Origin of the sequence: Intrasporangium sp. (genome assembly GCF_030452765.1) — a bacterium.
GTDB lineage: Bacteria > Actinomycetota > Actinomycetes > Actinomycetales > Dermatophilaceae > Intrasporangium_A.
Genome location: NZ_JAKDLO010000019.1, coordinates 1 through 13583 on the forward strand (window position 1 = coordinate 1; position 13583 = coordinate 13583).

Genomic DNA, 13583 nt, shown 5'->3' on the forward strand with positions numbered 1-13583 from the left:
AGCAGCACGCTCAGCAGCCTCAGCAACACCACGGCCACCAGCAACACCACGGCCAGCGCCAACATCAAGGCCCGGGACCGCGACAGGCGGACCCGTCAGGACCGGACCGGTCGGCCGGGACTCCGCCGTCATGCTCGCCACTCCTCCAGGTCATTGAAGAATCTTGCCCTAGTAGAACATACGTTCGGGTCAGACACAAGAGTTTGACACAGACAGAGGTCGCGGGCCTCCGGTCGGCTCGGCTTGTTCTGGTTGTGAGACATGCGGCTCGACCAGATCGACTGGCAAGTCCGGCGACTGTCTTTGGCCCAGGACAAGACCCCCGACCCGACGGCTCCTCTCCTATTCAATTGCCGATGAGTGCGCGTCGGAGTCGGAGATCCGGACGCATCTCGGAATCCGGGTGGCCACGGTCGCCGATCAGGACCGGTTGACGTCCTGGCTGACGACGAATGTCGCCCACGCTGAGTGACGCGCGGACCGGGTGCGTCGTGAAGCCACCGACCCAGTCCCGGCGAGAACAGATCGAGGCACCCACCAGTGGGCGAGTGACCAGGACGGTGCGCTCCGCACTACGGATCGCCGAGCATGCCTGGACCGCCTGGATCACCGATCGGCTGGACGAGCCAACCCGGACGCGGCCGCTGAGCCTGATCGCCGGTCACAAAGTCCGAGCTCCTCGACGCGGTGTGGCGCAACCGGTTCGTCAGCGAGTCCGCGGTCAGCAGCCGAATCAAGGCCCCTGAGCCGCGACTGGGGAGATCCGACCGATCACTGCTCGCCGGCAGTGTCGGAGGTATCGGGTCTCAGGTGGGGGACGACGAAGTCCGCAGGAGAGCAACAACTCATGACAATTGCAGATCCACTTGCCGACCGTGGCGCCAGGCTGTTCCGAGTCCTGAAGAGTGCGCAAGAGCTGCGTGCCAAGCCGGTCACAACATTCCGCGCCTACAGCAAGACAGGTGCGGTTCACTGGGTTGACACGGCCCCCAAGCACAGCGCAGTGGACTGCGCCCACAGCGAGGGCACCGGGTGACAGTCACCTGCTCTCGGTGAAGCGGGCGGCGAAGATCCCACATCCGGACATCCCCGCGACGATTCAGCCGTGGCTGAAGGGTGACCCGAGCAAGGCGACCGCGGAGCCCGAGCTGTTGGATCGGATTCCGACTGTTGGATCGGATTCCGACCGGGCCGGCTGCGCCACTGCTCAGTCTGAGTGAGCAGTGACGCAGGAGCGTGGGGCGTGGGGCGACCGAGCTTCAGCGGAACCCGTGACGCAAGCGCTTCACCAGAGCGGTCAGGCCGATCACGACGGCGTCCCCACCTGTGGCGTAGGGCGGCTCGCCCGTGTCGGGATGGACGATGAACCGATGGTCGGCACCGATGTCGGCAACGGCGCGGTGGAAGCCGGCGCTCACGGCGGGAGCAGTCGACCGCTTCACCTCGATCGCCGCAACCGGCCGGCCGCCACGCACGAGCACCAGGTCGATCTCGTCGCCTCGAGCGGTCCGGTAGTGATAAGGCCGAAGCGCCTCTCCGGCCGCCTGGATCAGGCACTCCACGGCGAAGCTCTCATAGCTGGGTCCGGCTGACGGGTGCGCAAGCACGTCGTCCACGCTCGTCAGCTCGAGCAGCGCGTGCAACAGGCCGGTGTCGCGGACGAAGACCTTGGGCGACTTGGTCACTCGCTTGCCAGTGTTGGCGTGCCATGGTTGCAGGCGCCGCAGCAAGCCCAGGTCAGCGAGCAGGTCGAGGTAGCGGTCGACGGTCGGGCCACTGACACCGAGCCCAGCCGCGAGCCGGCTCGAATTGAGCAGGGTGCCGCTCGAGTGCGCGACCATCGTCCACAGCCTGCGCAGGGTCTCGGCCGGGATGCGTGGTGCGAACATCGGCACGTCTCGCTCCAGGTAGGACCGGATCAGATCGGCGCGCCAGCGGACGGACTCGACGTCGCTGCCGGCCGTCAGGCTGTCCGGAAAACCCCCTCGCACCCAGACCATGTCTTCGTCGAGACCGACATCGTCAGCCTCATCGACGTCGACCCCGCCGAGGTCGATGTAGGAAATACGTCCAGCGAGGCTCTCTGATGACATGTGGACGAGGTCAAGAGACGCAGAGCCGAGGAGCAGGAACTGGCCAGTCCGATGCCCGGCGCGGCGGTTGTCGTCGATGACTCCACGGAGCACCTCGAAGAGGGACGGAACACGGTGGACCTCATCGAGGACGACGAGCCTTCCAGACTGGCTCCTCAGATAGGCGTCAGCGTCCTCAAGGCGTCGACGGTCGGCCGGGCGCTCGAGGTCCAGGTAGTTTGCCCCGCCGGGCCAGTCTCGCGTCACATCCCGAGCCATGGTGGTCTTGCCGACCTGACGGGGTCCGAGAAGCACGACGGCGGCGGAGGTCCGCAGACGAGTACGCAGGACCGCCTCGGCCGAGCGCGGGATCCACATGTGTGTAAATCTAACGGCAGGCTTTAGATTTGCATACTCTCAACGGCCTAGCCAGCGCGGAAGGCACTCGCCCACGGCAGCGGGTGAGCGACATACCGGAAGGCTGTCGGCTGGTTGCATCTGGCGGCTCGGTCAATACGGTGGTGACCGCGCGGGCTCGTCGCGAAGGAGGCGTCATGGCGGAGCCGAGCGAAGTGACCGAGCGTGGGGGGCCGTGGGTGCGGGAGGTGTGCGAGCTCCTCGACCTCCCGGCGTCCGAGCGGATTTCTGTCCACGCTCCCAGAGGCGGACGACACCACGCGGGACCTTCGGCACTAGCGGGGCCGGCGCCACAGGGTGGACTCGTCGAGCGATCGTCCACCGACCCCATCGCTTGCCAACGGCGACGGTGAGGCGGGCCCAGGCGACATACGCCACGGCCCCGACCTGAAGACCGCACTGGACTCGAGGGCACCGAGCCCGCGGCACACCTGCAGGTAGAGCGCGAGGACGAGAACGAGGGCGCTTGGCCCTCGAGCAGAGCGATCACGGGCTGGACACTCGGCCGTGGGGAAGGTGTCGGCGCGAGGGAGTGTCGGTGGGCTCGCCTATGCTCGCGGGAGCGAAAGGGGGTCCCCGATGCTGTCCCACGACGACCTCGCCCGGCTGCGCGATCGACACCCGGCCTGGCGGCTGCTGCGCGCCGCCAACGCGCCGCTCATCGTGGGGTTCCTCGGCCGGACCTTCGTCGAGGACAACGTCCGGGTGCTCACCCAGACCGAGCTCGTCAACCGGCTCGACGACGCGCTCTACGCGCTGCGCGAGCAGCTCGGCGAGGACGCCTACCCGAGGCCGGCGTCCGCCTACGTCGCCGACTGGGCCAGTCCCGAGTCCGGCTGGCTGCGGCTCTACTACCTCGAGGGCAGCGACGAGCCGCACGTCGATGCGACCCCGGCCCTCGAGCGGGCGGTCGCCTGGGTCGCGAGTCTGCAGGAGCGCGCGTTCGTCGGCACCGAGTCGCGACTGCACACCCTGGTCGGGCTGCTCCGGCAGATCGTCCAGGGCAGCGACACCGACCCCGAGCACCGGCTCGAGCTGCTTCGGGCCGAACGCGCCCGGCTCGACGAGCAGATCGCCCGCGCCCAGGCCGGCGAGATCGACGTGCTCGACCCGACCGGGCAGCGCGACCGCTACCAGCAGTTCGCGAGCACGGCCCGGGAGCTGCTCTCCGACTTCCGTGAGGTCGAGGTGAAGTTCCGCGCGCTCGACCGGCAGATGCGCGAGACGATCGCCGGCTGGGACGGCTCGAAGGGCGAGCTGCTCGACCGGCTGCTCGGCGACCGCAACGCGATCTCCGAGTCCGACCAGGGTCGCAGCTTCCAGGCGTTCTACGACTTCCTCCTGTCGGCCGAGCAGCAGGACGAGCTGTCCGACCTGCTCGACGAGGTCCACCGTCTCGACGCGATCGTGCCGGACGACCGGGTGCGCCGGATCGACCGCGACTGGCTCGGCGCCGCCGACCGCACCCAGGCGACGGTCCGGACCCTGTCCGACCAGCTGCGCCGCTTCCTCGACGACACGGTCTGGCTCGAGAACCGCCGGGTCATCGAGCTGCTCCGCGGCATCGAGAGCAGCTCGGTCGCGCTGCGGGACGAGCGTCCCGACATCCGGATGACCCTCGCGGCGACCCGGCCCGAGATCAGCCTTCCCTTCGAGCGGCCGCTCTACGCCCCGCCGGCGCCCCCGCAGATCGACAGCACGGTCACCGAGGCGGCCGAGCCCGCCGAGACGACCGCCCTGTTCAGCGTCGACCACGTCGACCACGCTCGCCTCGTCGGTCAGGTCCGGGCAGCGCTGCGCCGCCGCACCCAGGTCAGCCTCGGCGAGATCGTGGACGAGCACCCACCCGAGCAGGGCCTGGCCGAGCTGATGGCCTACTTCGCGCTGGCCGAGGACGGCATCGACCTGGTCATCGACGACGCCGCTCGCCAGCAGGTCGCCTGGGCCGACGACGACACCGACCGCACGGCCGACATCCCCACCCTGCTCTACGTCCGATCCGACGGGAGGGACCCCTCATGACGACCACGCCAGCCACAGCCGCCCCGACCAGCGCGTCGGGCACCGCCGTGTCCGACGACGCGCTCGACCTGTCCCGGGTCGTCATCCCGCTCCTGCGGGGCGTGCTCTACCAGGCCGACAACCCGACCGGGTGGGCGCTGCTCCGCCGCCACCAGGCCCGGGTCCGCGACCACATGCTCGTGATGGGCCTCGAGCTCGTCATCGACGAGGCCGAGGGCTACGCCCACCTGCGCCAGCTCGACCACGACGACGTCGACATCCCGCGGCTCATCCCGCGCCACCGGCTCTCGTTCCGGGTCAGCCTGCTCCTGGCCCTGCTGCGCAAACGCCTGGCCGAGTTCGACGCCAGCAGCAGCGACCCGCGACTCATCCTCACCCGCGACCAGGTTGCCGAGCTGATCCGGGTCCACCTGCCCCAGAGCACCAACGAGGTGCGGCTCGCGAGCGAGGTCGACTCGCTCATCGGCAAGGTCGAGGCTCTCGGGTTCCTGCGCAGGATCACGGGACAGGACCGCACCTACGAAGTGCGCCGCATCCTCAAGGCATATGTCGACGCGCAGTGGCTGGCCGAGTTCGACGAGCGGCTGCGCGAGTACCTCGCCACGCTCGAGCCCGATGCCGATGAAGCGGACGGCCCCGCTGCCGCCGGCGGAGAGGACCACACCGATGGATGAGCTCCCCCTCGACGGCTACCTCGGCGCCCCCGGCTACCGCCTCGACCACGTCGAGCTGCTCGGTTGGGGCACCTTCGACCGGGCGGTCTGGCGCTTCGACCTCGGCGGCCATACCTCGCTGCTCACCGGCGACATCGGCTCGGGCAAGTCGACCCTCGTCGACGCGGTCACCACCCTGCTCCTGCCCGCCAACCGCATCTCCTACAACAAGGCCGCCGGCGCCGAGACCCGCGAGCGCAGCCTGCGCTCCTACGTCCTCGGCTACTGGAAGTCCGAGCGGAGCGAGACGACCGGGGTGTCCCGGCCGGTTGGCCTGCGCGACCACCGTTCGCACTCGGCGGTCCTCGCGGTGTTCCGCAACGAGCGGCTCGGCTCGTCGGTGACCCTCGCGCAGGTCTTCTGGATGCCCGACGACCACGCCGGCCAGCCCAACCGGTTCTACGTCGTCGCCGACCGGGAGCTGGGCATCGTGCGCGACCTCAGCGACTTCGGCACCGAGGTCGCCGTGCTCAAGAAGCGGCTCCGTGGCGCCGGCATCACCCCGCACACGACCTTCCCCGACTACGAGCGGGCCTACCGCCGGGCCCTCGGCATCCCGTCGAGCCAGGCGATGGAGCTGTTCCACCAGACCGTGTCGATGAAGTCCGTCGGCAACCTCACCGAGTTCGTCCGCGCCCACATGCTCGAGCCGTTCGACGCCGCCGCCGACGTCCGCAAGCTCATCGGCCACTTCGAGGACCTCACCGCCGCGCACGACGCCGTCCTCAAGGCCCGCACCCAGCTCGCCGCGCTCGAGCCGATCGTCGCCGGCTGCGACGACGTCGACCGGGTCCGCAGGCAGCTCGCCGCCGCGACCACCGCCCAGCAAGCCCTCCGGTATGCCGCTGCCACGGTCACGCTCGAGCTGCTCGCCGACGAGGTGGCGCAGGGCGAGACCGAGCTCGCCCGGGAGCGCGAGGCACACCAGCGCGCCCAGCACGACGTGACCACCCTGCGCGCCGAGCAACAGGGCCTGCGGGATGCTCGTGCCGGTCACGCCGGCGGCAGGGTCGGCGCTCTCGAGGAGGCCAGAGGGCGGCATACCGAAGAGAAGGAAGCCCGCGCCAAACGGCACCGCGCGTGGGGCGCCGACCTCGCCGCGGCGGGGCTCGACGCGCTCGCGGACCGCGACGAGTTCGCCCGCGTCCGCGGCGACGCGCTCGAGGTGCAGGCCACCGTCGACGAGCAGGGCCAGCAGGTCCGCGACCGGCTGACCGAGCACGCGGTCGTCCGACACCGACTGCGCGAGGAGTCCGACGAGATCCGCGACGAGCTGGTGAGCCTGCGCCAGCGACGGTCGAGCATCCCGCGCGAGCTGCTCAGCCTGCGGGACCGACTGTGCGAGGAGACGGGAGTTGACGAGGGCCGGGTCCCGTTCGTCGGCGAGCTCGTCCAGGTGCGCCCGGGTGAGGACCGCTGGCGTGGGGCGGCCGAGCGGGTGCTCCGCGGCTTCGCGCTGTCGATCATCGTCGACGACGCCGACTATGCACGGGTCGCCGACTGGGTCGACGGCCACCATCTTGGCACCCGACTCGTCTACCACCGGGTCCGTGTCGGCGAGCGGTACCAGCCGGCATCACCCGCGTCGGGCACGCTCGCCGCGAAGCTCGAGCTGCGCGACAGCCCGTATGCCGCCTGGCTGGCGACCGAGCTCGCCGCGCGGGCCGCGCACGAGTGCGTCGAGAGCCTCGACGACTTCCGGCGGGTGAGCCGGGCCGTGACCGTGCGGGGGCAGGTCAAGTCGGGCAGCCGCCACGAGAAGGACGACCGGCACCGGGTCGACGACCGGTCCCGCTATGTCCTCGGCTGGGACAACAAGGCGAAGCAGGACGCCCTCATCGAGCGTGGCACCCGCGTGCAGGAGGAGCTCAACGAGGTCGACGACGTGATCCGGCAGGCCGAGGCGCGCCAGCGCGAGCTGCGCGAGCGCCGCGAGGCGCTGACCCGGGTCCTCGTCGTCGACGACGTGCGGGACATCGACTGGTGGGCCTCGGCGCGGGCGCTGCACGAGGTCGAGCGCGAGCTGGCGCTGCTCGTCGACGCCTCCCGGGAGCTCGCCGAGATCGACGCCCGGCTGGTCGTCGTCGAGGCCGAGCTCGCCACGGCCGAGGAGCAGCGGGGCCGGCACGAGCGGGCCATCGGCGGTCTCGAGGGGCGCCTCGCCGGGCTCGAGGCGGACCGGGTCCGGGGCAGCGAGGTCCTGGCCGGGGCGCAGGAGGAGGACCGGGCCGCGGTCGAGCGAGCGGCGGCCGCTGTGCGGGCCCGGGCAGTCACGCGGGCCGGCGCGGTGCCCGGTGTCGTCGAGGAGCTGCGGGCCGAGCTTGTCGAGCAGTCGGCGACCCTGTCCAGGCGGCTGAGCACCGCGACGTCACGCACCGAGCGCGCCATGGACGCATTCCGCCGCGACTACCCGGCCGAGACGACCGAGATGGACGCGAGCATCGAGGCGGCCGGGGAGTTCCGGGAGTTCCGTGACCGGGTCGCCCGGGACGACCTGCCGCGGTTCGAGGCGGACTTCAAGCGCTTCCTCAACCAGAACACCATCCGCGAGATCGCCGGCTTCCAGTCCCGGCTGCTCCAGCAGTCCAAGGAGATCACCGAGCGGATCCGCACGATCAACGCCTCGCTGCGCGACATCGACTACAACACCGACCGGTTCATCCGGCTCGATGCCGTGCAGACCCCGCTGACCGAGATCCGGGAGTTCAAGACCGACCTGCGGGCATGCACCGAGGGTGTGCTCGGTGGTGACTCGGACGACCTCTACTCGGAGCAGAAGTTCGAGCAGGTGCGGGCGCTCATCGCCCGGTTCCAGGGGCGCGAAGGCTTCGCCGAGCAGGACCGGCAGTGGACGGCCCGGGTCACCGACGTGCGCAACTGGTTCGTCTTCAACGCCTCCGAACGGTGGCGCGAGTCCGACGAGGAGCACGAGACCTATGCCGACTCCGACGGCAAGTCCGGCGGCCAGAAGGAGAAGCTCGCCTACACGATCCTCGCGGCATCACTCGCCTACCAGTTCCGGCTCGACGCGCCGGGAGGGTCGGCCCGGACGTTCCGGTTCGCCGTCATCGACGAGGCGTTCGGCCGCGGGTCGGACGAGTCGACCCGTTATGCGCTGCGGCTCTTTGCCCGGCTCGGGTTGCAGCTGCTCGTCGTCACGCCGCTGCAGAAGGTCCACACGATCGAGCCGTTCGTGCGCCGGGTCGGCTTCGTCGACAACCCGAGCGGGCGCTCGTCGCGGCTGCACAACCTGACGATCGAGGAGTACCAGCGTGAGCGGGCCGATGCGGTGCTGGCTCGGGCCGCCGATCTGGTTGAGAGCCGGGAGGCATGACGGCTGGTCGTCGCACGTGGTCGACCGTCGACGAGGTCCGGGCTGCGCTGCGGCGGCGGTGGGACAAGGGCGAGCTGCTGCGGGCAATTGCTCCGGGCGCCGTCTGGGAGCCGATCCGGGTGCCGCTGCGAGGGCCGAGCGCCCGCGAGGTGGCGGCCGACTTCGGCGCCGCTCAGGAGTGGGCGGCGTTGCTGCACAAGGCCGCCGATGCAGGCAGGTCCCCAGCGTTCCGCGTCGAGACGCGGACGGTCGGTGGCCGGCTCGTCGGCGCGAACGCCGTGCCATCCGTCGCCTGGTTCGACGAGCCCGACCAGGTGTGGCGGCTGCTGCGCGTATCAGACCAGGTCGCGGCCTTCCGGCAGCAGTGCGCAGCCAGTGCGGCCGCGCATCCGGCCATCGCCGACTGGGTCGCGGCGCATCCCCTCCGGGCACTGGCCGAGGAGCGCTCGTGGGCAAGGGTGCTCGCGACGGTCCTGTGGCTGCGCGCGAAGGTCGGGACAGCGGCATACCTCCGCGAAATCGACGTGCCAGGTGTTGACACCAAGTTCATCGAGGGCCATCGGGGACTGTTGGCGGAGCTGCTCGACGCGGTGGCCCCCGGTGTTGCCGACGAGTCGCGCTCTCCCGGTAGGGACTTCGCGCGGCGCTACGGCTTCCGCGACAAGCCAGCCATGACGCGGCTCCGCTCGCTCGACGGCACACCGCTGTTCGGTGGGCTCACCGACGTGTCTGTCCGGGTCGAGGAGCTCGCGACGCTCGAGGTGCCGGCCCGGTGGGTGCTCGTCGTCGAGAACGTGGTGACTTTCCTTGCGCTGCCGACCGTGCCGGGTGGGGTCGCCTTCTTCGGGGCCGGCTTCGACGTGCTCCGACTTGGGCGGGTGCCGTGGCTGCGAGAGCGTGACGTCGTCTACTGGGGCGACCTCGACACCGACGGGTTCGTCATCCTCGACCGGCTGCGCAGCCAGCTACCGGCCGTGCGGAGCGTGCTCATGGACCTCGGCACCCTCAGGGCTCATCAGAGCCAGTGGACGACCGACCCGACGCCGTCCCGGTCCGAGCTGGACCGCCTGACTCCTGACGAGGCGGCGGTCTACTTGACCCTGCGCGACAACGGGCTCGGCACCTCGGTCCGGCTCGAGCAGGAGCGGGTCAACTATGCGCACGTCGTCGCGGCGCTGGGCGAGGCGCTCTGGAGCGCTGGGGCAGGCCCTCCGCGCGGCCAGATCAACACGTGACCAGCGACCAAATCAACACTTGGGGCTATTCATCTGACCGGACCTGTCACTGCCTGTGAACGACCACAGCCGCGCGCCCCCGGCGTGAGGCAAACCAAGCGCTGAGATGGAAACCCGACGCAAAGCGCCACGGGTGCTGCCCCGACGATCCGTCCCGGTCAGTGCCCGCAACGGCACCGCTAGCCTCGATGGCCGCCCAGCCGTGCTCGTGCAGTACCCCTACGACGCGCCCTTCCCATGGCGCCGGGTCACCGACGAACCGCGCCTCATCGGCGAAGGCATTCTCCTCGGACTCGCCTGCGGCATCCCCGGCACCCCAGCGTCGGGCGCCCCTTCGTGTTGAGACGAACGCTCCCGGACCCGAACGCCAACCCGTCCCCCGAGCGCCCCTGAGCCAGCCCACCCAGGTCATGCGGCCCCGCCGAGGGATCTGGCTCCCCCGACGATGACGCCTCAGCCCGACACCCTGACCATCCCGCCCAGCCGGGCACGCAGCACCCGGGCGACGAGGGCGGGCGAGAACAGCGCCTCGGGGCGGGCCTTCCCGCCGGCGACCCTGACGAAGGTCCGGCTCACGACTGGGTCGCTGGCGGCCGCCGCGTGCACGCGCGGGACCCAGGCGTTCCCGATCCGCGATGTGAGGGTCCGCCGGCCAGTGACCCCGGGGAAGGCCAGGTCGCCACCGGTCGACATCTCCCACGGCGCGTCGAGCAGCCGGGCGATCGACCTCTGGAACCGGGCGCTGTCCACGGTGCCGCGGGCCAGCGCGTCGCGCAGCGCGAGTCCCTCCATTGCCGCGACCGCCATCCCCTGTCCGTAGATCGGGTTGAAGCTGCACACCGCATCACCGACGAGCACCAGGCCCTCCGGCATCGCCGCCAGGCGCTGGTAGTGGCGCCGCCGGCTGGCCGGGAACCGGAACCGGACCGGCTCGGTGAGGAACTCCGCCGCGCCGATCGCGTCATGGACGTCGGAGGGCCGCACGGTAGCGGCATACTCCAAGAACCCCTGCCGCCCGAGTGCCGGCTCCTGCCCGAGGACACCGATCAGGGTCACCAGCCAGCGCCCACCCTCGACAGTCTGGAGCGCGGCACCGCGTGGATGCTGCGGCGTGGGGGCGATCAGGATGCCGTTCGCGTCCCCGAGCCCACCAGGTGGTGGCTGCAGCAGTGCGGAGGTGTAGCTGAGCCCGATCGTGACCCGCTCCTCGGGCACCCGTCCGTAGCCGAGGTTCTCGAGCCAGACCGCGCTGCGGGAGCCGCGGCCCGTGGCATCGACGACGAGGCTCGCGGCAAGCTCCTGCTCGGCGCTGCCGCTGCGCCGGCCCAGCGCCCGGACCCCGACAACCCGACGACGGTGGCCCCCGTCGCTGACCAACCCGCCGATGTCGTACCGGTCGAGGAACCGGACCCCCGGCAGAGCCTGCACCCGTCGGCGCAGCGTGGCCTCGAGCAACCCCCGGGTCAGGCACACCGACGTCACCCCGGAAGCTGTGCGACACAGCCGGTGGCCGCTGAACACCGGCCGGTTGTCGGCGAGCAGGTCGATCCTCGGGGCCCCGGCCTCGGTCAGCTCTGCGGTCAGCCCGGGGAACAGCTCCTCCAGCACGTCGAGCCCGCGGGCAGCCAGGGCGTGGATGTGGCGCCCTTGCGGCACGCCCCGGCGCTCGGGGGCAACCGAGGTGGACGGGTCGCGCTCGACGACGCAGACCCGGTCGAACGCATCGGAGAGCACTCGGGCGGCGACGAGGCCGGCGATGCCCGCTCCGAGCACGACCGCCTGGTCTCGGTCTTGATGGTCGACGTGGTTTCGACGCTTCATGCACGCAAGGCTGCGACGGAGAACTGCTCACCCACCAGACCAGGTCCTGCTCAGTCAACGACCGGACGCCCATACACGTCGAGGTTCCAGAGCCGTTCGCTCAGCAGCTCGATCCCGTGGCTGAGGTGGCGCCGATACGTGCTGAACGGCAAGCCGAGCACCTGCGCCGCGGCCTCCTGGGAAGGGCAACGGTGCCAGTACGTGCGGTCGACGGCCCGGAACGCCTTCGCGTCCGCCGCCAGCGCGTCGGTCTGCTCCCGCAGCAGCTCGCGCAGCACGGCCTCGGGCGACTCCCCGTCACCAGCCCGCTCGTGCACCGCCCGCGACCGGGTCAGCGGGTTGACGGACAGCCGGTCCGGCCGGTCGAGGTCCCGAAGCGCCCGCCGGACCGCCGCCTGGAAGTCCGGCTGCGACAGGACGAGCAGTGGTGCTTGCTCGTGGCGGGCCGGCCCGGGAGACCGCGCGAGCGCCCGCTCGGTGACTGCGGTCATCCAGTCGCTGGCCGGCACCCGCCGGAAGTCGTGGGCGAAGCAGCCGAAGGGTGTGCCGTCGAGCATGAAGTCAGCACCGGTGGCACGCGGATACCCGGCATAGTCGAAGTAGTCGTCCCACAGGCCGGGCATGGGCATCGTGATGAAGTCCCACGACAGGTCCTCGACGGCGAGCGTGTGCTCCAGGCCCTGCACCGGCGCTGCGTTCGTCGTCGGCGACGGGTGCAGGCCGCGCTCGCAGTCTGCGGACCGACCCCAGCCGCGATGTCCACGATCTGCGCGCCGTCAGCGGGCCGCGCCGGCTCGGGACGGTGCTGCCCCCACGTGTCCCAGTCCACCGGGGTGAGCACGCCGGACAGGTTCTTGTAGATGTACTTGAAGTCGTGCGCAGCACGTTGCCGGTCGCCCGCCGGGCTCTGCGCGAGCCGTCGCCGGGCGTTCCCGGACACCGCCCGGAACACCTCGGCATAGGTCTCCGGGTCGCGCCAGCGCAGCTCGGCGTCGATCACGTCCCGGGCGAGGTCATGCGGGCGCAGCCCGTCCGGCTCCGCCTCCATGCACGACAGGCCACGCAGCCACGCGAACGCCTCGCCGGCCCCATCGGCACCGAGCACGTCGCGCAGCAGCGGCTCGGTCGTCACGCGAGACAGGGCACTGACCTCGAGGGCCCGCCGGTGGGCGGCGTCGGGCGTGGCCTCGACGAGGCGCGACAGCAGCGCCGAGACCACGTCGGGTGGCAGCGCGCCGCCGGTCAGCGCAGCGCCCTGGTCGAGCAGGTCGGCGACCAGCGCCAGCGCCAGCGGGTGCCCATGGGTCACGTCGGCTGCCCAGGAGCGCAGCCCTGGGTCCAGCCCGCACGCGGCGAGGAACTCGGCCGACTCCCTCGGGCTGAGATTGCGGAGCGCGACATCCCGGCGCAGACCCTGCCACACGGGGTCGGTGCGCCACTCGACCGATGGCTCCGGACGCCCCGCGAGCACGGTGATCCAGGAGTCGGGCACCCCTGGCAGGGCCTCCGTGCGCAGCCAGCCGTCCAGGGGCAGCAGGCGCTCGTAGCCGTCGACGAGCAGCACCTCCCGCCCGGTACCCGGCACCGAACCGAGCGCAGCGAGGAAGGCCTCTCGGGAGACCCCGCCGTCATTCGGCGGTATCCGACGCACCGGGACGGCGGTCTGTTCCGCCAGGTCGGCGTACGCGTCGAGCAACGCCGTCTTGCCGACCCCGCCCGGGCCGTACACCTGGAGCACCGCGAACGGTGCAAGGTCATCGGCCAGCGCACCGCGGAACAGCTCCAGATGCGAGCTGCGCCCGGTGAACAGCCGCCGTCGCCTGGCCGCCCGCTGGCCGGCCAGGATGCGCTTGGTCACCCACCCATGGTCACAGGCTCCGTTGCCGTGCGGCAAGCCGCGCACGCTGTATGCCGCTCAGCAGCCGCCCGCTCGGCGGCATACCTGGGTGCGTGGCTTGGTGGACCGCCA

Annotated in this window: 8 protein-coding genes; 4 read left to right on the top strand and 4 right to left on the bottom strand. The window is 71.0% G+C overall.

The genetic code is table 11. The annotated features are described in order from the left end of the window. Positions 1-1259: 1259 nt before the first annotated feature. Entirely contained in the window at positions 1260-2450 is a 1191-nt protein-coding gene (locus L0H79_RS04150; RefSeq protein WP_301483285.1) for an ATP-binding protein, read from the bottom strand. 618 nt (positions 2451-3068) lie between these two features. On the opposite strand from L0H79_RS04150, the gene L0H79_RS04155 reads away from it, so the two are divergent. From L0H79_RS04155 to L0H79_RS04170, 4 genes are read left to right on the top strand one after another with little or no spacing between them, the layout of a single operon-like run. Continuing rightward, complete coding sequence (locus L0H79_RS04155) at positions 3069-4511, top strand: DUF3375 domain-containing protein (RefSeq protein WP_301483286.1); 1443 nt, start codon at positions 3069-3071, stop codon at positions 4509-4511. Further along, entirely contained in the window at positions 4508-5185 is a 678-nt protein-coding gene (locus L0H79_RS04160; protein WP_301483287.1) for a DUF4194 domain-containing protein, read from the top strand. Before L0H79_RS04155 ends, L0H79_RS04160 begins: the two co-directional genes overlap by 4 nt. Then, positions 5178-8558, top strand: coding sequence for an ATP-binding protein (locus L0H79_RS04165; protein ID WP_301483288.1), 3381 nt, complete (start codon positions 5178-5180; stop codon positions 8556-8558). The genes L0H79_RS04160 and L0H79_RS04165 overlap by 8 nt, the downstream gene beginning before the upstream one ends. Next, on the top strand, positions 8555-9793 hold the full coding sequence (locus L0H79_RS04170; RefSeq protein ID WP_301483289.1) for a Wadjet anti-phage system protein JetD domain-containing protein: 1239 nt from the start codon (positions 8555-8557) through the stop codon (positions 9791-9793). Before L0H79_RS04165 ends, L0H79_RS04170 begins: the two co-directional genes overlap by 4 nt. Before the next feature lie 453 nt (positions 9794-10246). Here L0H79_RS04170 and L0H79_RS04175 read toward each other — a convergent pair whose 3' ends face one another. From L0H79_RS04175 to L0H79_RS04185, 3 genes are read right to left on the bottom strand one after another with little or no spacing between them, the layout of a single operon-like run. Beyond that, positions 10247-11614 carry an NAD(P)/FAD-dependent oxidoreductase gene (locus tag L0H79_RS04175; protein WP_301483290.1) on the bottom strand — a complete coding sequence of 456 codons (1368 nt, stop codon included), beginning with the start codon at positions 11612-11614 and terminating at the stop codon, positions 10247-10249. A gap of 50 nt (positions 11615-11664) precedes the next feature. After that, positions 11665-12105 (bottom strand): hypothetical protein, encoded by a 441-nt coding sequence (locus L0H79_RS04180; RefSeq protein ID WP_301483292.1) that lies wholly within the window; start codon positions 12103-12105, stop codon positions 11665-11667. Further along, the gene (locus tag L0H79_RS04185) at positions 12102-13472 is read right to left on the bottom strand and encodes a hypothetical protein (RefSeq protein ID WP_301483293.1); all 1371 of its coding nucleotides are present in this window, start codon (positions 13470-13472) and stop codon (positions 12102-12104) included. The genes L0H79_RS04180 and L0H79_RS04185 overlap by 4 nt, the downstream gene beginning before the upstream one ends. Positions 13473-13583: the final 111 nt, after the last annotated feature.